Origin of the sequence: Paraburkholderia sp. BCC1886 (assembly GCF_900996245.1) — a bacterium.
In the GTDB taxonomy this organism is placed as follows: domain Bacteria; phylum Pseudomonadota; class Gammaproteobacteria; order Burkholderiales; family Burkholderiaceae; genus Paraburkholderia.
Genome location: NZ_CAAJGK010000053.1, coordinates 1 through 20,142 on the forward strand (window position 1 = coordinate 1; position 20,142 = coordinate 20,142).

The 20,142-nt window shown below is 63.1% G+C and carries 16 protein-coding genes; all 16 read left to right on the forward strand.

Features of this window, described 5'->3' with window-relative positions:
• Positions 1-654: 654 nt before the first annotated feature.
• The 16 genes from FQ746_RS20670 to FQ746_RS20745 all read left to right on the forward strand — a co-directional run bounded on the left by FQ746_RS20670 (position 655) and on the right by FQ746_RS20745 (position 20,131).
• Positions 655-4,749 carry a DUF3683 domain-containing protein gene (locus FQ746_RS20670; RefSeq protein WP_144111514.1) on the forward strand — a complete coding sequence of 1,365 codons (4,095 nt, stop codon included), beginning with the start codon at positions 655-657 and terminating at the stop codon, positions 4,747-4,749.
• A gap of 34 nt (positions 4,750-4,783) precedes the next feature.
• Positions 4,784-5,212, forward strand: a complete 429-nt coding sequence (locus FQ746_RS20675; RefSeq protein WP_144111515.1) for an HIT family protein — start codon at positions 4,784-4,786, stop codon at positions 5,210-5,212.
• Positions 5,213-5,225: 13 nt separating this feature from the next.
• Complete coding sequence (locus tag FQ746_RS20680) at positions 5,226-5,639, forward strand: gamma-butyrobetaine hydroxylase-like domain-containing protein (RefSeq protein WP_144111516.1); 414 nt, start codon at positions 5,226-5,228, stop codon at positions 5,637-5,639.
• Positions 5,640-5,706: 67 nt separating this feature from the next.
• A complete protein-coding gene (ubiE, locus tag FQ746_RS20685; protein WP_144111517.1) occupies positions 5,707-6,438 on the forward strand; it encodes a bifunctional demethylmenaquinone methyltransferase/2-methoxy-6-polyprenyl-1,4-benzoquinol methylase UbiE in 732 nt (243 codons plus the stop codon).
• Positions 6,439-6,476: 38 nt separating this feature from the next.
• Positions 6,477-7,451 (forward strand): Tim44 domain-containing protein, encoded by a 975-nt coding sequence (locus FQ746_RS20690; protein ID WP_144111518.1) that lies wholly within the window; start codon positions 6,477-6,479, stop codon positions 7,449-7,451.
• 154 nt (positions 7,452-7,605) lie between these two features.
• On the forward strand, positions 7,606-8,265 hold the full coding sequence (locus FQ746_RS20695; protein WP_144111519.1) for an SCP2 domain-containing protein: 660 nt from the start codon (positions 7,606-7,608) through the stop codon (positions 8,263-8,265).
• Between the two features lie 14 nt (positions 8,266-8,279).
• Entirely contained in the window at positions 8,280-9,857 is a 1,578-nt protein-coding gene (ubiB, locus tag FQ746_RS20700; protein WP_144111520.1) for a ubiquinone biosynthesis regulatory protein kinase UbiB, read from the forward strand.
• 28 nt (positions 9,858-9,885) lie between these two features.
• The gene (locus tag FQ746_RS20705; protein WP_144111521.1) at positions 9,886-10,509 is read left to right on the forward strand and encodes a methyltransferase; all 624 of its coding nucleotides are present in this window, start codon (positions 9,886-9,888) and stop codon (positions 10,507-10,509) included.
• 208 nt (positions 10,510-10,717) lie between these two features.
• Positions 10,718-11,137, forward strand: coding sequence for an FmdB family zinc ribbon protein (locus FQ746_RS20710; protein WP_144111522.1), 420 nt, complete (start codon positions 10,718-10,720; stop codon positions 11,135-11,137).
• A 75-nt stretch (positions 11,138-11,212) separates the two neighbouring features.
• Positions 11,213-11,866: a DUF502 domain-containing protein gene (locus FQ746_RS20715; protein WP_144111523.1), complete on the forward strand. Its 654-nt coding sequence runs from the start codon at positions 11,213-11,215 to the stop codon at positions 11,864-11,866.
• Between the two features lie 76 nt (positions 11,867-11,942).
• Positions 11,943-13,742 (forward strand): aspartate--tRNA ligase, encoded by a 1,800-nt coding sequence (gene aspS / locus FQ746_RS20720; RefSeq protein ID WP_144111524.1) that lies wholly within the window; start codon positions 11,943-11,945, stop codon positions 13,740-13,742.
• Between the two features lie 195 nt (positions 13,743-13,937).
• A complete protein-coding gene (gene nudB, locus FQ746_RS20725) occupies positions 13,938-14,471 on the forward strand; it encodes a dihydroneopterin triphosphate diphosphatase (RefSeq protein ID WP_144111525.1) in 534 nt (177 codons plus the stop codon).
• Positions 14,468-15,727 (forward strand): cardiolipin synthase ClsB, encoded by a 1,260-nt coding sequence (gene clsB / locus FQ746_RS20730; protein WP_144111526.1) that lies wholly within the window; start codon positions 14,468-14,470, stop codon positions 15,725-15,727. The genes nudB and clsB overlap by 4 nt, the downstream gene beginning before the upstream one ends.
• A gap of 217 nt (positions 15,728-15,944) precedes the next feature.
• Positions 15,945-17,492, forward strand: a complete 1,548-nt coding sequence (locus FQ746_RS20735) for a tetratricopeptide repeat protein (protein ID WP_144111527.1) — start codon at positions 15,945-15,947, stop codon at positions 17,490-17,492.
• A gap of 153 nt (positions 17,493-17,645) precedes the next feature.
• Positions 17,646-18,245 (forward strand): TetR/AcrR family transcriptional regulator, encoded by a 600-nt coding sequence (locus tag FQ746_RS20740; RefSeq protein WP_144111528.1) that lies wholly within the window; start codon positions 17,646-17,648, stop codon positions 18,243-18,245.
• Between the two features lie 98 nt (positions 18,246-18,343).
• A complete protein-coding gene (locus tag FQ746_RS20745; protein WP_144111529.1) occupies positions 18,344-20,131 on the forward strand; it encodes an acyl-CoA dehydrogenase C-terminal domain-containing protein in 1,788 nt (595 codons plus the stop codon).
• Positions 20,132-20,142 lie beyond the last annotated feature (11 nt).

Sequence of the window (20,142 nt, forward strand, 5' to 3'; positions counted from 1 at the left end):
GAAAACACCGGCTGGTTGTCCTCGCGCTTCAGATAAACCGGATTGCGCAGCCGCGCCGACAGGTTCGGCGCCGGTTCGAGTTCGGTCTCGCGAGCCACGTCGTAGACGCGCGCGGTGAGGATTTTTTTCAGGTAGTCGTGGGCAGCCATACGGTGGCGCGAAGCGCGGTGAAAGGCGGGAAAGGCTGAATGATAGCGCCATCGGTACGCGCGCCGGACCTTGCCGTATCGCCCGGGCGGCTTGAGCAGCGGACCAGCCGACCGTCCGGTTGGTTAATTGTGCGCAAGGTGGCGGGTGCAAGTTTCTTCGCCAATCGGCGCAAAGTCCCGTCACATCTCCTATTTCAGGCGGCAACGCGCGGCGGGATCATGCGGTAGAATTCGCTTTTGGAAAAAGGATCGGAAGATGCATTGGCAGCCTCGGATCGCCCATTTGATGCCCGCCCCGCGTGAGTGTTGCCCCGCGGCCGAGCGGCATCTGCGCCACGCACGATCGTGTAGCTGCCTCTGAGCGCCGCGAAGCGATCCACGTGAGTTCCGGCCGTCGGTCCTGCTTCGCTCCCCAAGAAAGATTTCCAGCATTGCGCCCCACGCGCACCGTCAGCCGGCGCCTCTCTCTCGAGCGCGTCGGGCTGATCCACCGAGTCGTCCGAACATGAACGCACCTCAAGTTTTCGATCCGCACGGCGCAGCCGCTGCGGTGGCTGCCGATCCCGAAGCGCGTCTGCGCGAAATTCCCTATAACTACACGTCGTTTTCCGACCGCGAAATCGTCATCCGTCTGCTCGGCGACGAAGCCTGGGCGGCGCTTGCCGAGTTGCGTGCGGAACGCCGCACCGGCCGCTCTGCGCGGATGCTGTACGAAGTGCTGGGCGATATCTGGGTCGTGCGCCGCAATCCGTATCTGCAGGACGATCTGCTCGACAACCCGAAGCGCCGCGCGCTGCTGATCGAAGCGCTGCACCACCGTTTGAGCGAAATCGAAAAGCGCCGTCGCGCCGATCTGGTCGCTCATGGCGACAATGCCGGTGTCGACCGCGCAGCACGCGTCGAAACGCTGGTGGCGGCCGCGCGCCGCGCCGTCGATGCGTTCGAAAGCGAATTCCAGAAGACCTACGACCTGCGCCGTCGCGCGACCAAGGTGCTGGGCCGCGTCACCGAAAAGGACAACATCAAGTTCGACGGTCTGTCCCGCGTCTCGCACGTGACCGACGCGACCGACTGGCGTGTCGAATATCCCTTTGTGGTGCTCACGCCGGATACCGAAGCCGAAATCGCCGGCATGATCAAGGCCTGTTTCGAACTCGGTCTAACCGTGATTCCGCGCGGAGGCGGCACCGGCTATACCGGCGGCGCCGTGCCGCTGACGCCGTTCTCGGCCGTCATCAATACGGAAAAACTCGAGCAGCTGGGCGCGGTCGAGATGACCCAATTGCCCGGCGTCGAGCGCAAAGTCGCCACCATTTTCTCGGGCGCCGGCGTGGTGACGCGTCGCGTGACCGAAGCCGCCGAACAGGCCGGCTTCGTGTTCGCGGTCGACCCGACCTCGCTCGACGCGTCCTGCGTCGGCGGCAACGTGGCCATGAACGCGGGCGGCAAGAAGGCCGTGCTGTGGGGCACGGCGCTCGACAATCTCGCCTGGTGGCGCATGGTCGACCCGGAAGGGAACTGGCTCGAAGTCACGCGCCTCGACCACAACATGGGCAAGATTCACGACATCGAAGTCGCGCGGTTCGAACTGAACTGGTTCGACGGCAACTACGCGCCGGGCGAGAAGCTGATGCGCACGGAAGCGCTCGACATCAAGGGCCGCGTGTTCCGTAAGGAAGGTCTCGGCAAGGACGTGACGGACAAGTTCCTCGCCGGTTTGCCGGGCGTGCAGAAGGAAGGCTGCGACGGGCTCATCACGTCCGCGCGCTGGGTGCTGCACAAGATGCCGGCGCACACGCGCACTGTCTGCCTCGAATTCTTCGGCCAGGCGCGCGACGCGATTCCGAGCATCGTCGAAATCAAGGACTACCTGTTCGAGACGTCGCGGCAGGGCGGCGCGATTCTCGCCGGCCTCGAGCATCTGGACGAGCGTTATCTGCGCGCGGTCGGCTACGCCACCAAGAGCAAGCGCAACGCGTTCCCGAAGATGGTGCTGATCGGCGACATCGTCGGCGACGACGCGGATGCGGTCGCGCACGCAACCTCGGAAGTGGTGCGCATGGCCAACGGCAAGAGCGGCGAAGGTTTCGTCGCCGTGAACGCCGAGGCGCGCAAGCGCTTCTGGCTCGACCGCAGCCGCACCGCGGCGATCGCCAAGCACACCAACGCGTTCAAGATCAACGAAGACGTGGTCATTCCGCTCAACCGGATGGGCGAGTACACCGACGGTATCGAACGGATCAACATCGAACTGTCGATCAAGAACAAGCTGCAACTGGTGGACGCGCTCGAAGCGTTCTTCAAGGCGGGCAAGCTGCCGCTCGGCAAGAGCGACGACGCCAACGAAATTCCCAGCGCGGAATTGCTCGAAGACCGCGTGCAGAGCGCGATCGACCTGCTGGGTCACGTTCGCAACCGTTGGGAATTCCTGCGCGACCGGCTCGATATGTCGTTGCGCGAGGCGCAGCATTATCTGGTCGGTCTCGGCTACGAGGCGCTCGCCGAGAAATTCGCCGATCGCACCGACACGCAGCCGGACGCGACGGTGTTCCATCTGACTCAGGACCGGACGATCCGCGTGTCGTGGAAGCAGGAAATCCGCGCCGAATTGCGGCAGATCTTCAATGGCGGCGAATTCAAGCCGATCCTCGACGAAGCGCAGGCCATTCACAAGAAAGTGCTGCGCGGCCGCGTGTTCGTCGCGTTGCACATGCACGCCGGCGACGGCAACGTGCATACGAATCTGCCGGTGAACTCCGACAACTACGAGATGCTGCAGGACGCTCATACGGCGGTCGCGCGCATCATGAAGCTGGCGCGCTCGCTCGACGGCGTGATTTCCGGCGAGCACGGCATCGGCATTACCAAGCTCGAATTCCTGACCGAAGACGAAATCGGCGAATTCCGCGCGTACAAGCAGCGCGTCGATCCGCATGGCCGCTTCAATGCGGGCAAGCTGCTCGAAGGCGCCGACCTGCGCAACGCCTACACGCCGAGCTTCGGCCTGATGGGCTATGAATCGCTGATCATGCAGCAATCCGACATCGGCGCGATTTCCGAGTCGATCAAGGACTGCCTGCGTTGCGGCAAGTGCAAGCCGGTGTGCGCGACGCACGTGCCGCGCGCGAACCTGCTGTACAGCCCGCGCAACAAGATTCTCGCGACCTCGTTGCTGGTCGAGGCGTTCCTGTACGAAGAGCAGACGCGTCGCGGCGTGTCGATCAAGCACTGGGACGAGTTCAATGACGTCGCCGATCACTGCACCGTGTGCCACAAATGCGTGACGCCGTGTCCGGTGAAGATCGACTTCGGCGACGTCACGATGAACATGCGCAACCTGCTGCGCAAAATGGGCAAGAAGAAGTTCAATCCGGGCAACGCGGCCGGCATGTTCTTCCTCAACGCGACGAACCCGCAGACCATCAACCTCGCGCGCACCGCGATGATGGGCGTCGGCTACAAGGCGCAGCGCCTCGGCAACGAAGTGCTGAAGAAGTTCGCGAAGAAGCAGACGGCCCACCCGCCGGCCACCGTCGGCAAGCCGCCGGTCACGCAGCAGGTGATCCACTTCATGAACAAGAAGATGCCGGGCAACCTGCCGAAGAAAACCGCGCGCGCGTTGCTCGATATCGAAGACAACAAGATCGTCCCGATCATCCGCAACCCGAAAACCACGACGGCCGATACGGAAGCGGTGTTCTACTTCCCGGGCTGCGGTTCGGAGCGGCTGTTCTCGCAGGTCGGGCTGGCGACTCAGGCGATGTTGTGGGAAGCGGGCGTGCAAACCGTGCTGCCGCCGGGCTACCTGTGCTGCGGTTATCCGCAGCGCGGCTCGGGCCAGTTCGACAAGGCCGAGCAGATCGTCACGGATAACCGCGTGCTGTTCCACCGCGTCGCGAACACGCTGAACTACCTCGACATCAAGACGGTGGTGGTGTCGTGCGGCACGTGTTACGACCAGCTCGCCGGCTACGAATTCGAGAAGATCTTCCCGGGCTGCCGGATCATCGACATTCACGAGTTCCTGCTGGAGAAGGGCATCAAGCTGGAAGGCGTGAACGGCGTGCGCTACATGTATCACGACCCGTGTCACTCGCCCATCAAGACGATCGACCCGGTCAGCCTGGTCAATCAGCTGATGGGTTCGGAGAAGGACGGCTACAAGATCGAGAAGAACGACCGCTGCTGTGGCGAGTCCGGCACGCTCGCGGTCACGCGTCCCGACATTTCGACGCAGGTCCGCTTCCGCAAGGAAGAGGAAATGCGCAAGGGCGCGGCCAAGCTGCGCGGCATTCCGTTGCTGGCCGAGGCAGGCGCGAACGGCATCAACGGCGCGAATGCGTCGGCGGGTTCCGCGGGTGCGGCGGAAGGCTCGGTGCTCAAGGCCGGCGACGGCCCGCAGCCGAAGGGCGCGACCGACGTCAAGATTCTGACGAGCTGCCCGTCCTGTCTGCAAGGTCTGTCGCGTTACAACGAAGACTCGGGGACCGAAGCGGACTACATCGTCGTCGAAATGGCCCGTCACGTGCTGGGCGAAGACTGGATGGCGGACTATGTCCGCCGGGCCAACGATGGCGGAATCGAGCGCGTGCTGGTTTAATGGCACGACCGACGATTTTTGCCTGAGGACGACGATGGACTGCGTTTTTTGCCGGGAAGAAGGCGGCGATGTGCTGTGGCAGGACGACACGCTGCGTGTCGTCCTCGCCGACGAACACGACTACCCGGGCTTCTGCCGGGTGATCTGGAACAAGCACGTGGCCGAGTTCTCGGATCTGTCGGCTAGCGAGCGCGATCGCGTGATGAAGGCCGTCTACGCAGTCGAAGCCGCCATGCGGCGCATCATGCAACCCGCGAAGATCAACCTGGCGAGCCTCGGCAACCAGGTGCCGCACGTGCACTGGCACGTCATTCCGCGCTACTCGAACGACGCGCATTTTCCCCTGCCCATCTGGGCGCCGCGCCAGCGCACGGTGTCCGAAGCGATGCTGTCGTCGCGGCGCGCGCAGGCCACCTTGCTGCGCGAAGCGGTGCGGCAGGAAATCGAACAGGCGCTTGCCTGACTAAGGTCGAATCATGAGTGGACTGACTCCCGATACCCCAGTGCCGACCGACGTGGTCGTGCATTCGAAGTCGCGCGTGCTTGAACTGAAGTACGCAAACGGCGAGTCGTATCGTCTGCCGTTCGAATTGCTGCGCGTGCAGTCGCCGTCGGCGGAAGTGCAGGGCCACGGTCCGGGCCAGGAAACCTTGCAGACCGGCAAGCGCGACGTGACGATCACGATGATCGAAGGGGTGGGCAACTACGCGCTGCAGCCGACGTTCTCCGACGGACACGCCACCGGCATCTATTCGTGGGACCTGCTGTACGAGATGGCGGTGCATCAGGACAAACTGTGGCAAGGGTATTTGAGCCGGCTTGCCGCGGCCGGCGTCGACCGCGATACGCCGATGATCCCGGCAGCCGCTGCGCATGGGCACTGTCACTGATACGATTCGCCCCGGCCGCCGCTCTTTTGCGGCGCAACAATCCAGAATACGCGAAAGGACGAGCGCGATGAGCAAAACCCACTTCGGCTTTCAATCGGTCGACGAGCAGGACAAAGCGCAGAAGGTGGCGGGCGTGTTCCATTCGGTCGCTTCCAACTACGACCTGATGAACGACCTGATGTCCGGCGGCCTGCATCGGGCGTGGAAGATGTTCACGATCGCCCAGGCCAACGTCCGGCCGGGCGCCAAGGTGCTCGACATCGCGGGCGGCACCGGCGACCTGTCGAAAGCGTTCGCGAAGCAGGCGGGCGACACCGGCGAGGTGTGGCATACCGACATCAACGAATCGATGCTGCGCGTGGGCCGCGACCGTTTGCTCGACAAGGGCGTAATTACGCCGGCGCTGCTGTGCGACGCCGAGAAGATCCCTTTCCCGGACAACTACTTCGACGTGGTGACCGTGGCATTCGGCTTGCGCAACATGACGCATAAGGATGTTGCGCTCGCGGAAATGCGCCGCGTGCTGAAGCCGGCGGGGCGCCTGCTGGTGCTGGAGTTCTCGAAGGTGTGGGACCCGCTCAAGAAGGTCTACGACGTGTATTCGTTCAAGGTTCTGCCGTGGCTCGGCGACCGTTTTGCCAAGGATGCCGAGAGCTACCGTTATCTGGCCGAGTCGATCCGTATGCATCCGGATCAGGAAACTTTGAAAACAATGATGGAACAAGCTGGCCTCGACGCCGTCAAATATTACAATCTGTCAGCTGGCGTGGTAGCTTTGCACGTGGGGACCAAATACTAAGGTTCCTAACCCATCGATTTTTAAAGGAAAGTACCGAAATGTCCGATTCAGGTTTGTTATCTCCCAGTAAGGTTAAGGGTTCGTTGGTGAGAAGAATCGGACTGATCGCAGTGGTCGGTCTGATCATGGCCGGCTCTCTCGCCTCCCTCGACGCAGAAGCCCGCCGCATGGGTGGCGGTCGCAGCTTCGGCCGTCAATCCAGCACCGTTCAACAGCAGCATCAGGCGACACCGTCGCAACCTTCCCAAAGCAATCAGGCCATGCAGCAGCGTGCGCAGCCCGCTCCGGCGCCTGCGCCGGCAGCGCCTAACCGCTCGCGCTGGCTTGGTCCTATCGCCGGTCTGGCAGCCGGTCTGGGCATTGCGGCATTGCTGTCGCACTTCGGCCTGGGCGGGGCTTTCGCAGGCGCCATGGGCAATATCATCGTGATCGCGATCATCGCCATGATCGGCATCTGGCTGATCCGGCGCTTCCTGGGTCGCAAGCGCGACGCATCGCAGCCGGCCTATGCCGGCGGTGCGCCTTCGCTGAACGCCGGCAACACCGGCTACAGGCCGCAAGAACCGACTTACAGCACGCCGCCCACGGGCTCCTATCTCCAGCCGCAAGCCAGTCCGTTGACCACGCCGTCGTTGCCGGCCGGCTTCGACTCGGACGCGTTCCTGCGTAACGCCAAGGTCTACTTCGTGCGCCTGCAGGCTGCGTGGGACGCCGGAAATATGGAAGACATCCGCGAATTCACGACGCCCGAGATGTTCGCCGAAGTAAAAATCGATCTGAGCTCGCGCGGTGCCGGGTCCAACCAGACCGACGTGGTGCAACTCAATGCCGACCTGCTCGGCGTCGAAGAACGCGCGAGCGAATATTTCGCCAGCGTTCGTTTCTCCGGCTTGATCCGCGAATCGGTCGGCGCGCCGGCGGAACCGTTCATGGAAGTGTGGAATCTGTCGAAGTCGAATCGTGCCGGTGAAGGCTGGTTGCTGGCCGGTATCCAGCAGGTCGCACAGCATTGATACGGTTGAATCACGGTCGGGATGGTTGCATCGCCCGGCCCGTTTTCACCTTTAACGTTGGCCGTTCGGCATAGCAGGCCATGAAGCGAACGGACGGTACAATGGGAACCCGCGCGGGCACCTCGCCAGCGCGGGTTTTTTCTTGCCACTTTCAATGACCCTCGCCGCCAAGCCTTTCGCTGCTGCTGTCAATCATCTGCTCGCCCGCGAATCGTGGGCTCGCGAGCGTCTCGTCCCCTACGCGGGCAAGACCGCGCGTCTGTCCTGCCCACCGGTCGTGCTCATGTTGCTCGTGCAACCGGACGGCTATCTGGGCGCGGTCGGCGAGAGCGAAGCGCAACAGTTCGACGTGACGATTTCAGTGCCGTCGGACGCGTTGCCGGCGTTCGTGCAAGGCGGCCAGGCCGCCGTCATGAAGCACGTGAAGATCGAAGGCGACGCCGAGTTCGCTACCACCATTGCCAAACTCGCCGAGCATTTGCGCTGGGAGCCGGAAGAGGACCTCGCGAAACTCATCGGCGATGGCCCGGCCTGGCGCATTGCCAACGTCGTGCGCTCGGTGGGTGAGCAGGTGCAACGCACGGGCCGCAATCTGCTCGATACCGCCGCCGAATATCTGCTGGACGAAAACCCGCAACTGGTCAGACGCGCTGCGCTCGACGACTTCAACGTCGAACTGGCGCGCGCGCGCGATGCGCTGGCGCGCGTCGAAAAACGCATCGAGCGTCTTGAACAGAAGGTCGAAACCCGTGGCGCCGCCGCGCCGGGCGCCGCTGCGCCGGGCGCCGCCGCCACGTTGCGCGGCACGCGCTAGTCACCGGGCACACTATGCGTTTTCTGCGTTTCCTCAAGATTTTCTTCACGGTCATCCGCTTCGGTCTCGACGAGATGATGTTGAGCCGTGTCAACGACCGGCGCGTCCGGCTATTGCTGCGCATCACGACGATCGGTCGCAAGTTCGACGCGCCGCCGGGTGTGCGCTTGCGTCTCGCGCTCGAGAGCCTCGGGCCGATCTTCGTCAAGTTCGGGCAGGTGCTGTCCACGCGGCGCGATCTGCTGCCGGTCGATATTGCGAACGAGCTGGCCAAGCTGCAGGATCAGGTGCCGCCGTTCGACTCGGCGGTGGCGATCGGCCTCGTCGAGAAGTCGCTCGGCGCGCCCGTGGACGTGTTGTTCGACGACTTCGAACGGGTGCCGGTGGCGAGCGCGTCGATTGCGCAGGTGCACTTCGCGAAGGTCAAGGCCGGCCAGCACGCGGGCAAGTCGGTCGCGGTCAAGGTGCTGCGCCCGAACATGCTGCCGGTGATCGATTCCGATCTCGGCTTGCTGCGCGACATCGCCGTGTGGGCCGAGCGGCTGTGGGCCGACGGCAAGCGCCTCAAGCCTCGCGAGGTGGTCGCCGAATTCGACAAGTATCTGCACGACGAACTCGATCTGATGCGCGAAGCGGCCAACGGCAGCCAGTTGCGCCGCAACTTCGCCGGGCTCGATCTGCTGCTCGTGCCGGAAATGTATTGGGAGTTTTGCACGCCCACGGTGCTGGTCATGGAGCGCATGGTCGGCGTGCCGATCAGTCAGGTGGAAACACTGCGCGCGGCCGGCGTCGATATTCCCAAGCTGGCGCGCGAGGGCGTGGAAATCTTTTTCACGCAGGTGTTCCGCGACGGCTTTTTTCACGCCGACATGCACCCCGGCAATATTCAGGTGAGCCTGAACCCCGCGCACTTCGGCCGCTATATCGCGCTGGACTTCGGCATCATCGGCGCGCTGTCGGACTTCGACAAAAACTACCTCGCGCAGAACTTCCTCGCGTTTTTCAAGCGCGACTACCATCGTGTCGCGACCTTGCATCTGGAGTCGGGATGGGTGCCGCCGACCACCCGCGTCGAGGAACTGGAGAGCGCGATCCGTGCGGTTTGCGAGCCGTATTTCGACCGCGCCCTCAAAGACATTTCGCTGGGGCAGGTGCTGATGCGGCTGTTCTCCACGTCGCGCCGCTTCAATGTCGAGATTCAGCCGCAACTCGTGCTGCTGCAAAAGACCATGCTGAACGTCGAGGGGCTCGGCCGCTCGCTCGACCCCGATCTCGATCTCTGGAAAACCGCCAAGCCCTACCTCGAACGCTGGATGAACGAGCAGATCGGGCTGCGCGGCTGGTACGAGCGCCTGAAGATCGAAGCGCCGCAATGGAGCAAGACCTTGCCGCAGTTGCCGCGGCTGATTCATCACGTGCTGGCGGAGCGTCACGACAACACGCGCGGTGTGAACGACGAGATGATCCGGCAGATCCTGCTCGAACAGAAACGCACGAATCGTCTGCTCCAGGGTCTGTTGCTGTTCGGCGTGGCGGTCGGTGTGGGCGCCGTGCTGGCGCGCGCTTTCCTCGCCTTCGCGTACGGCGGTTAAAGGTGGGTGAATTTTTTCGAGAGCCACGATGAGCGACCCGACGCAACCCGCCCCGCCCAGCTTCGCGACCCGCGACCCCGACTCGCCGAATTTCTGGAACGAGCGCTTCGAGCGCCGGTTCATGCCTTGGGACCAGGCGGGCGTGCCGTTGGCTGTGCAGTCGTTCGCGGCGCGCCATCGCGGCGCCGCGGTGCTGATCCCGGGTTGCGGCAGCGCGTACGAGGCGCAGTGGCTCGCCGGGCAGCAGCACGAAGTGCGCGCCATCGACTTTTCGCCCGCGGCGGTGCAGGCGGCGCGCGAGCAGTTGGGCGTGGCCTATGGCGATCTGGTCGAGCAGGCCGATTTTTTCACCTACCCGCCGCCATTTGCGCCCGACTGGATCTACGAACGCGCGTTTCTCTGCGCATTGCCCTTGGCGCGCCGTGCCGACTATGCCCGTCGCATGGCGGAGTTGCTATCGCCGGGCGCGCTGCTCGCCGGCTTCTTTTTCTTCGGCGCGACGCCCAAAGGGCCGCCGTTCGGCATCGAACGCGCGGAACTGGAAGCGCTGCTGAGCCCGTACTTCGATCTGATCGAAGACGAAGCCGTACAGGACTCGATCGCCGTCTTCGCCGGACGCGAGCGCTGGCTCACCTGGCGCCGCCGCGCCTGAGCGCGGCGCAATCGGCGTAATCAAACGCAATCAACGCACGCGCGCCGGACGCCGACGACCGCCGGACTTGATTCGCCGCCGTCCGTCCCCATGTTCCGGCACGGCGGCTGCGTCGTGCGCTCGTCCCGAAAACCGGGGGAGCGATATTGTTTGCGGCTATAATTCAAGGCTTTGCAAGCGTTGACAAGATTTCAGTAGGGAAAAGATCATGCCGATCTACGCTTATCGTTGCGAATCGTGCGGCTTTGGGAAAGACGTCCTTCAGAAGATGAGCGACCCCCAATTGACGCAGTGTCCCGAGTGCGGGAAAGACACGTTCCGCAAGCAGGTGACTGCCGCGGGCTTCCAGTTGAAGGGCTCCGGCTGGTACGTCACCGACTTCCGTGGCGGCAATAGCGGCGCCGCCGCGCCGGCAAAGTCCGACGCGGATGCCGCTGCGGCCTCCAAGTCCAACTCCGCCGCCAATGGCGGTTCCGGCGAAAATGCCGCGGCCTCGAATAACAGCGGGGCAAAATCCGAATCGACGTCCGGAAGCGGTACGGCCGCAGCCGGTTCATCGGGGTCAGCCGCCACGTCGGCTGCGCCGGCCACCGCACCGGCCGCCTCCAGCGGTTCCGGTAGCGCCTAGTGGGACTGCCGCTCGCAGGAGCGGCGCACACGCCGCGCGTGCAGCTTCGGCTCGCGCGGCTTTCTGGCGGTACACATGACGACGAAAAAAACGACGCTCAAATCGGTGTTCCTGACTGGCTTGCTGGTGCTGGTGCCTCTGGCCATCACACTGTGGGTGCTCGGTCTGATCATCGGCACGATGGACCAGACCTTGTTGCTCCTGCCGCGCGCGTGGCAGCCGGAACGTCTGTTCGGCTTCCGTCTGCCTGGACTCGGCGCGGTGCTGACGCTGGCGTTCATCTTCGTCGTCGGTCTGGCCACGCAGAACTTCATTGGGCAGAAGCTCGTGAAATGGTGGGAAGTCGTCGTCGCTCACATCCCGGTGGTCGGCCCGATTTACACCAGCGTCAAACAGGTGTCGGACACCTTGTTGTCGAGCAGCGGCAATGCGTTTCGCAAGGCGCTGCTCATCGAATATCCGCGCCGTGGTTCCTATACGATCGCGTTTCTGACCGGCATCCCCGGCGGCGACGTGCTCAACCACCTGAAAGAAGATCACGTCAGCGTGTATGTGCCGACTACGCCGAACCCCACGTCCGGCTTCTTCCTGATGGTGCCCAAGAGTGAAGTGGTCGAACTCGACATGACGGTCGACGCGGCACTCAAGTACATCGTCTCGATGGGCGTCGTGGCGCCGTCCGCGCCGCCGGCGCCGGTACGCCGCGCGACAGTCGAGCCTCCGCTGTAATGCCGGCGCGCAGCGTCTCACACCCTCCCGGGTGGCTGCGCACCGTTCAACCAATGCAAAACGAAAGACAAACATCATGTCGATGAGATCTGAATACTGCGGTCTGGTGACCGAAGAACTGCTGGGCCAATCCGTGTCGTTGTGCGGCTGGGTGAGCCGCCGCCGCGACCATGGCGGCGTCATCTTCATCGATCTGCGCGACCGCGAAGGCCTGGTCCAGGTCGTCTGCGACCCGGACCGCGCCGAGATGTTCAAAGCCGCCGAAGGCGTGCGCAACGAATTCTGTCTGCAGATCAAGGGCGTGGTTCGCGCCCGTCCGGAAGGCACGACGAACGCCGCGTTGAAGAGCGGCAAGATCGAAGTGCTGTGCCATGAGCTGATCGTGCTGAACGCATCGATCACGCCGCCTTTCCAGCTCGACGACGACAACCTGTCGGAAACCACGCGTCTCACCCATCGCGTGCTCGACCTGCGCCGTCCGCAGATGCAGCACAACCTGCGTCTGCGTTATCGCGTCGCAATCGAAGTGCGCAAGTATCTGGATTCGCTCGGCTTCATCGACATCGAAACGCCGATGCTGACCAAGAGCACGCCGGAAGGCGCGCGCGATTACCTCGTGCCGTCGCGGACCAACCCCGGTCAGTTCTTCGCGCTGCCGCAGTCGCCGCAACTGTTCAAGCAATTGCTGATGGTCGCGAACTTCGACCGTTACTACCAGATCGTCAAATGCTTCCGCGACGAAGATCTGCGCGCCGACCGTCAGCCGGAATTCACGCAGATCGACTGCGAAACCTCGTTCCTGTCGGAACAGGAAATCCGCGATCTGTTCGAGGCGATGATCCGTCACGTGTTCAAGGAAACCATCGGCGTGTCGCTCGATGAGAAATTCCCGGTCATGCTGTATTCGGAAGCCATGCGCCGCTTCGGTTCGGACAAGCCCGACCTGCGCGTGAAGCTCGAATTCACCGACCTGACCGACGCGGTCAAGGACGTCGACTTCAAGGTGTTCAGCACGCCGGCCAACACGAAAGACGGCCGTGTCGCGGCGATTCGCGTGCCGAAGGGCGGCGAACTCACGCGCGGCGACATCGACGGCTATACCGAATTCGTGCGCATCTACGGCGCGAAGGGTCTGGCCTGGATCAAGGTCAACGAAGTGGCGAAGGGCCGCGACGGTCTGCAAAGCCCGATCGTCAAGAACCTGCACGACGAAGCGGTCAAGGCCATCATCGAGCGCACTGGCGCGCAGGACGGCGACATCATCTTCTTCGCGGCGGATCGCGCGAAGGTGGTGAACGACAGCCTGGGCGCACTGCGTCTGAAGATCGGTCATTCGGAATTCGGCAAGGCCAACGGTCTGGTCGAAACCGGCTGGAAGCCGCTGTGGGTGATCGACTTCCCGATGTTCGAATACGACGAGGAAGACAACCGCTACGTGGCCGCGCATCACCCGTTCACGAGCCCGAAGGACGAGCACCTCGAGTATCTGGAAACGGACCCGGCGCGCTGCCTCGCAAAGGCTTACGACATGGTGCTGAACGGTTGGGAAATCGGCGGCGGCTCGGTGCGGATTCACCGCGAGGAAGTGCAGAGCAAGGTGTTCCGCGCGCTCAAGATCAACGCGGAAGAAGCGCAGGCGAAGTTCGGCTTCCTGCTCGACGCGCTGCAATACGGCGCGCCGCCGCACGGTGGTATCGCGTTCGGTCTCGACCGTATCGTCACGATGATGGCCGGTGCCGATTCGATCCGCGACGTGATCGCGTTCCCGAAGACGCAGCGCGCGCAGTGTCTGCTGACGCAGGCGCCGAGCGAAGTGGACGAGCGCCAGTTGCGCGAGTTGCATATCCGTCTGCGTACGCCGGAACCGAAGGCGTAAGCAGCGAGCGGCACCTGCTCCCGGCGCTCTGAACGCAGCCAGGCCGCCCGGGAGAGCGAAAAGTAAAGCAAAAGGCGCGAGGACTCTCCTCGCGCCTTTTGCTTTTTTCGGGTTACTTTTGCGTTACAGTCGAGCCACTGCTTTCGACCGTCAACCGACATGTACCGCGCAAGCGTTGCGCACCGTTTCCTCGCCATGCCGAAACCGCCGAAAATTCCGCAATCCGTCCTCGTCGTCATCCATACGCCCGCACTCGACGTGCTGCTCATCGAGCGCGCCGATCACGCCGGTTTCTGGCAATCGGTGACCGGCTCCAAAGACCATCTCGACGAGCCGCTCAGCGAAACGGCCGTGCGCGAAGTCGCCGAGGAAACCGGCATCCGGGTCGGCGGCCGGCTGGTTCCGCAGAGCGCGTTGTTCGACTGGAACTACTCGATCGAATACGAGATTTATCCGATGTTCCGCCATCGCTATGCCGAAGGCGTGATCCACAACACGGAACACTGGTTCAGCGTGCAGGTGCCGGAACAACTCGACGTCATGCTCGCGCCGCGCGAGCACACCGCGTTTGTATGGCTGCCGTTCGAAGAGGCGGCATCGCGCTGTTTTTCGTCGTCGAATGCCGACGCGATCCTGCAACTGCCGAAGCGGCTCGCGCAACGGCCACAGGCAGGCCAGGACGGAACCGGAGGCGACGCCGAGCCGGCGCCCGGGGAGCGTCGACAGTGAGCGTCGGCGGCGCACGCCGATTCGCGCGCTTACGCCAGTCGCTGCTCGGTCGACGCTACTGGCAGCGCTACCGTTTCACGAGCGGCAACGACGTCAAGCTGCTGCGTTCCGGTGAAGCGTTCTTCACCGCGTTGATCGAGCGTATCGACGCGGCACAGCACGACGTCGTACTGGAAACCTATATCTTCTGTAACGATCAGGCCGGTCAGGACGTCAGCGCGGCGCTGCTGCGCGCGGCCGCGCGCGGCGTGAAGGTCCGCGCTATCACCGACGGCATCGGCACCGCGCGCCTCGCCATGTTCAACGATTGGCCGGCGGGCGGCATCGATCATCGTATCTACAACCCGCATCTGTTCGGGCGTTTCGGGTTCTCGCGCACGCACCGCAAGCTGGCCGTCATCGACGATCAGTTCGGGTATTGCGGCGGCATCAATATCGTCGACGACTACGAGAACAACGGCGAGAAACTGCCCTTCCGACGCTGGGACTTCGCGGTGGAACTGCATGGACCGGTAGTCGCCGACATTCGCCAGGCGTTCGAACTGCAGTGGCGGCGGATTCGTCTCGGGCATCGGCCGATCGAATCGCTGCAACCCGATCTCGGACCGGATACCGCGGCGTCGCTCGGCAGCTTGCGGCGGCGCAGACGCAGGCGCAACGAGCAACTGTGGGCGGGCGGTCAGCCTTGCGTGGCGTTCGTCGCACGGGACAACCTGATCAACCGGCGTGCGATCGAGAAGGCGTATCTCACCGCAATCGGCCAGTCGCGTCGTGAAGTGCTGCTGGCCAATCCGTACTTCATGCCGGGGCGCAAGCTGCGGCGCGCACTCGTGCTGGCCGCGCGGCGCGGCGTCGAGGTGAAGCTGATTATCGGCCGCAAGGAGTTCAAGGCGCTCGATTACGCGGTGCCGTTTCTGTATCGCTCGCTGCTGAAGGCGGGCGTGCATATCGCGGAATACGAGAAAACCTTGCTGCACGGCAAGGTCGCCGTGGTGGATTCGAACTGGGCCACGGTCGGATCGTCGAATCTCGATGCGTTGAGTTTGATGCTGAACAACGAGGCGAACGTCGTGCTGGTCAACGACCCGTCGATCGACGTGCTGCGCGATGCGATTCTCGTCGCCTTCAAGGACTCGCGACGCATCGACGAAGCGCGCTATGCCGCGCGTCCGGCCGGCACGCGTGCGCTGAACTGGCTCGCGTACACGACTTATCGCGCAGTGATGAAGGTGCTGACGGTGGGCGGTTACGACTAGCCGCTGCGGGTTGTTTGCGAGCCAGGTTTCGGAGCGCTCCTAAAGACGAGCCGATTCGTGACGAAGATAATCTTCGCTCGATCGGAAACCGGGTTTTCCGGTGCGAGTTCTGCGCCGCCGAGCTTCTCTCTCATCTGCCCTTTGCGTCCGTGTACGCCGTGCGATCGAACGGCCCGTTGCCACGGAACCGCGCATCCCGGGCCCTCGTTCGCCACTCATGCCCAACGATACGCAGCAACTCCATGACGAGGCCGTCGCGGCTTATCAAGCGGGGCGGTTCGACGACGTTCGCCTGCTCGCCGCAGAACTTCTCCAACACGATCCCGCACACGTGGGCGCGCTTCATCTGAACGGGCTGGTGGCGCTGGCCGAAAGCGATGCCGCAGAGGCGCGAAACTGGCTCGAGCGCGCGATCCGGATTCGCCCCGAACCCATCCTGTTCAACACGCTTTATGCGATCCACCTGAAACTCGGCGATACGAACGCGGCCATGCAAAGTATTCGCCGCGGCCTGTCGATCAAGCCGGAACTCGCCGCGCTGCACTACAACCTAGCGTTGACACTGCACCATCACGACTGTCTCGACGACGCCGCGGTGAGCTATCGCCGTACGCTCGAACTCGAGCCGGAGCACTCGGCGGCGCACAACAATCTGGGCCGCGTGTACGGCGATCTCGGCTTGCTGGCCGACGCGGAACGGCATTACCGGCATGCGATCGGGCTGGCGCCTGGCAATCTCGTCGCGCGCAACAATCTGTCGATGCTGTTGCTCGCCACTGGGCGCTTCGACGAAGCCTGGCCGTTGTTTGAAGACCGTTGGGTCAGTTTCAAGCGCTCCGATGGACAGCCTGCCCGCGTGCCGGTGCAGGTGCCGCTGCCGCGCTGGGCGGGTGAGCGCTGGCACGACGGCGGCATCGAGCCTCGCGCGACCAGGCAACGCCTGCTCGTTCTCCACGAACAGGGTTTCGGCGACAGCCTGCAGTTCGTGCGTTATCTGCCGCTTTTGCTCGGGCTCGGGCGTTTCGAGAAAGTGGCGTACGTCTGTCCACTGCCGCTACGTCGACTGTACGAGCATTCGCTATGTGCCCGTTGGCCGGGCCTCGTGATGCTCGACGCAGTCCCCGCCGACCTCGTCGAATGGGACTGCTATTGCCCGCTGATGTCGCTGCCGATGGCATTCGGTACCCGCGTCGACACGATCCCGGCAGCCGCGCCTTATCTGCAAGCCGAGACCGGGCGAGCTACGGCGTGGCGTCGACGACTCGAAGCGTTGCCGCAGTCACAACCTTCGATGCTACGGGTCGGCGTGGTCTGGGCGGGCGGCCATTCCGGCATCGCCGTCGACCGGCAGCGCAGCCTGAGCTTCGCGCAAATCGCGCCGTTGCTCGCGATACCGCACATCCACTGGATCAGCCTTCAAAAAACCGACGACCTGGCGAAACGCCCCGACACCAACCCTCATCTCACGGACTGGACCGACCAACTGCACGATTTCGCCGACACCGCCGCGCTCATCTCCCAACTCGACCTGATTATTTCCGTCGACACCTCGGTGGCGCATCTCGCGGCGGCGCTGGGCAAACCCGTCTGGCTGCTCAACCGCTTCGCCGGCTGCTGGCGCTGGCTGAACGCACGCGACGACAGCCCCTGGTATCCCACGCTGCGCCTGTTCACCCAACCGGCACGCGGCGACTGGCACAGCGTGCTGGCCCGCGTCGCCGCGGCACTCCCGGACCCGTTCGCGGTCACAGAAAAACGCCTCTAAAAAATCTCCTTCGTCTGATTGACGGATGCCGCAAAATTGGAACCCGGTTAGAAACCGGTTTCTAATAAAGTCCTTGTTTCACAAACGGTCGCACTGAATAATAGTACGGCCGTTCGATTTTCTGTCGGTCACCTTGGAACGGTATAAAAAGTTATGCGAAAAGGCGAACAAACCCGCGTCGCAATTCTCGAAGCAGCACTCGATCTGGCAAGCCGCGACGGACTGGAAGGTCTGACCATCGGACTGCTGGCCGAGCGCATGCAGATGAGCAAAAGCGGGGTGTTCGCGCACTTCGGGTCACGCGAGGATTTGCAGGTCGAAGTCGTGCGTGAATACCACCGTCGTTTCGAAGACGAGGTGTTTTTCCCGAGCCTGCGTGAGCCGCGTGGCTTGCCGCGTTTGCGCGCAATGATTTCCCGCTGGATCGAGAAGCGCATTCAGGAAGTCACGACGGGCTGCATCTACATCAGCGGCGCGGTCGAATACGACGATCGCGCGGACAACCCGGTGCGCGAGCAACTGGTGTCGAGCGTGACGATGTGGCGTGCCGCGCTCACCCGCGCGATTTCGCAGGCGATGGAAGAAGGGCATCTGCGCGCCGACACCGATCCGCAACTCATGCTGTTCGAACTGTATAGCTTCACGCTCGGCCTGCATCACGACGCGCGTTTTCTGCATCTGCCCGATGCGGTGCGTCTCACGTGGGCCGCGCTGGAAAAACTGATTGTTTCGTATCAAAGCCAGAGCCGTTAGCCGCATCGCCGTGTTCAATCAGAAAACGGCGGCGCGAACAGATCCGATCCACGGGCTTTGCTGACAGCCTGGCTTCTTGTCAAACTTGGGAGAGAGTCATGGGACAGTACGCCGCGCCGCTGCGCGACATGCAATTCGTGTTGCACGAACTGCTCAACGTCGAAGCCGAAATCAAGCAGATGCCGAAGCACGCGGATCTCGACACCGACACGATCAACGCAGTACTCGAAGAAGCCGGCAAGTTCTGCTCCGAAGTGCTGTTCCCGCTCAATCACAGCGGCGACCAGGAAGGCTGCACCTACGCCGGCGACGGCGTGGTGACCACGCCCAAGGGCTTCAAGGAAGCCTATCGGCAATATGTCGAAGCCGGCTGGCCGGCACTGGGTTGCGATCCGGAATACGGCGGCCAGGGCTTGCCCGCATTCGTCAACAACGCGCTGTACGAAATGCTGAACTCGGCGAACCAGGCGTGGACCATGTACCCGGGTCTGTCGCACGGCGCTTACGAATGTCTGCATGCACACGGCACGCCGGAATTGCAGCAGCGTTATCTGCCCAAGCTGGTCGCGGGCGTCTGGACCGGCACGATGTGTCTGACCGAACCGCATTGCGGCACCGACCTCGGTATTTTGCGCACCAAGGCCGAACCGAATAGCGACGGCTCCTACGCCATCAGCGGCACCAAGATTTTCATCTCCAGCGGCGAACACGATCTCGCGGAGAACATCGTCCACCTCGTGCTCGCGCGTCTGCCGGGCGCACCCAACGGCACCAAGGGCATTTCGCTCTTCATCGTGCCGAAGTTCATTCCGAACGAAGCCGGCGAGCCGGGCGAGCGCAACGGCGTGAAGTGCGGTTCCATCGAACACAAGATGGGCATTCACGGCAACGCCACCTGCGTGATCAACCTCGACAACGCGACGGGCTGGCTGGTCGGCGAGCCGAACAAAGGCCTGAACGCAATGTTCGTGATGATGAACGCCGCGCGTCTGGGCGTCGGCATGCAGAGCCTGGGTTTGACCGAAGTCGCTTATCAGAACTCGCTGGTGTACGCGAAAGAGCGCCTGCAAATGCGCTCGCTGACCGGTCCGAAAGCGCCGGAAAAAGCCGCCGATCCGATCATCGTGCATCCGGACGTGCGTCGCATGCTGCTCACGCAGAAGGCCTACGCCGAAGGCGCGCGCGCTTTCTCGTACTGGTCCGCGCTGCACATCGACAAGGAACTGTCGCACGGCGACGAAGCGGTGCGCAAGGAAGCCGCCGACCTCGTCGCGCTGCTCACGCCGATCCTCAAAGCGTTCCTCTCCGACAACGCGTTCGAAGGCACCAACCACGCCATGCAGATTCACGGCGGCCATGGCTTCATCGCCGAGTGGGGCATGGAGCAATACGTGCGCGACGCGCGTATCAACATGATCTACGAAGGCACCAACGCGATTCAGGCGCTCGACCTGCTCGGCCGCAAGATCCTCGGCGACATGGGCGCGAAGATGAAGAAGTTCGGCAAGCTGGTCGCCGAGTTCGTCGAAGCCGAAGGCGTGAAGCCGGAGATGCAGGAATTCGTCAACCCGCTCGCCGACATCGGTGAAAAGGTGCAGAAGCTGACAATGGAAATCGGCATGAAGGCCATGCAGAATCCGGACGAAGTCGGCGCCGCCGCCGTGCCGTATCTGCGTACCGTCGGCCATCTGGTGTTCTCGTACTTCTGGGCCCGCATGGCGCGTATCGCGCTGGACAAGGAAGCGTCCGGCGATCCGTTCTACAAGGCCAAGCTTGCCACTGCACGCTTCTACTTCGCGAAGCTGCTGCCGGAAACGGCCATGACCATCCGTCAGGCCCGCGCCGGTTCGAAGTCCATGATGGACGTCGAAGAAGCGCTGTTCTAAGCCCTCTCACG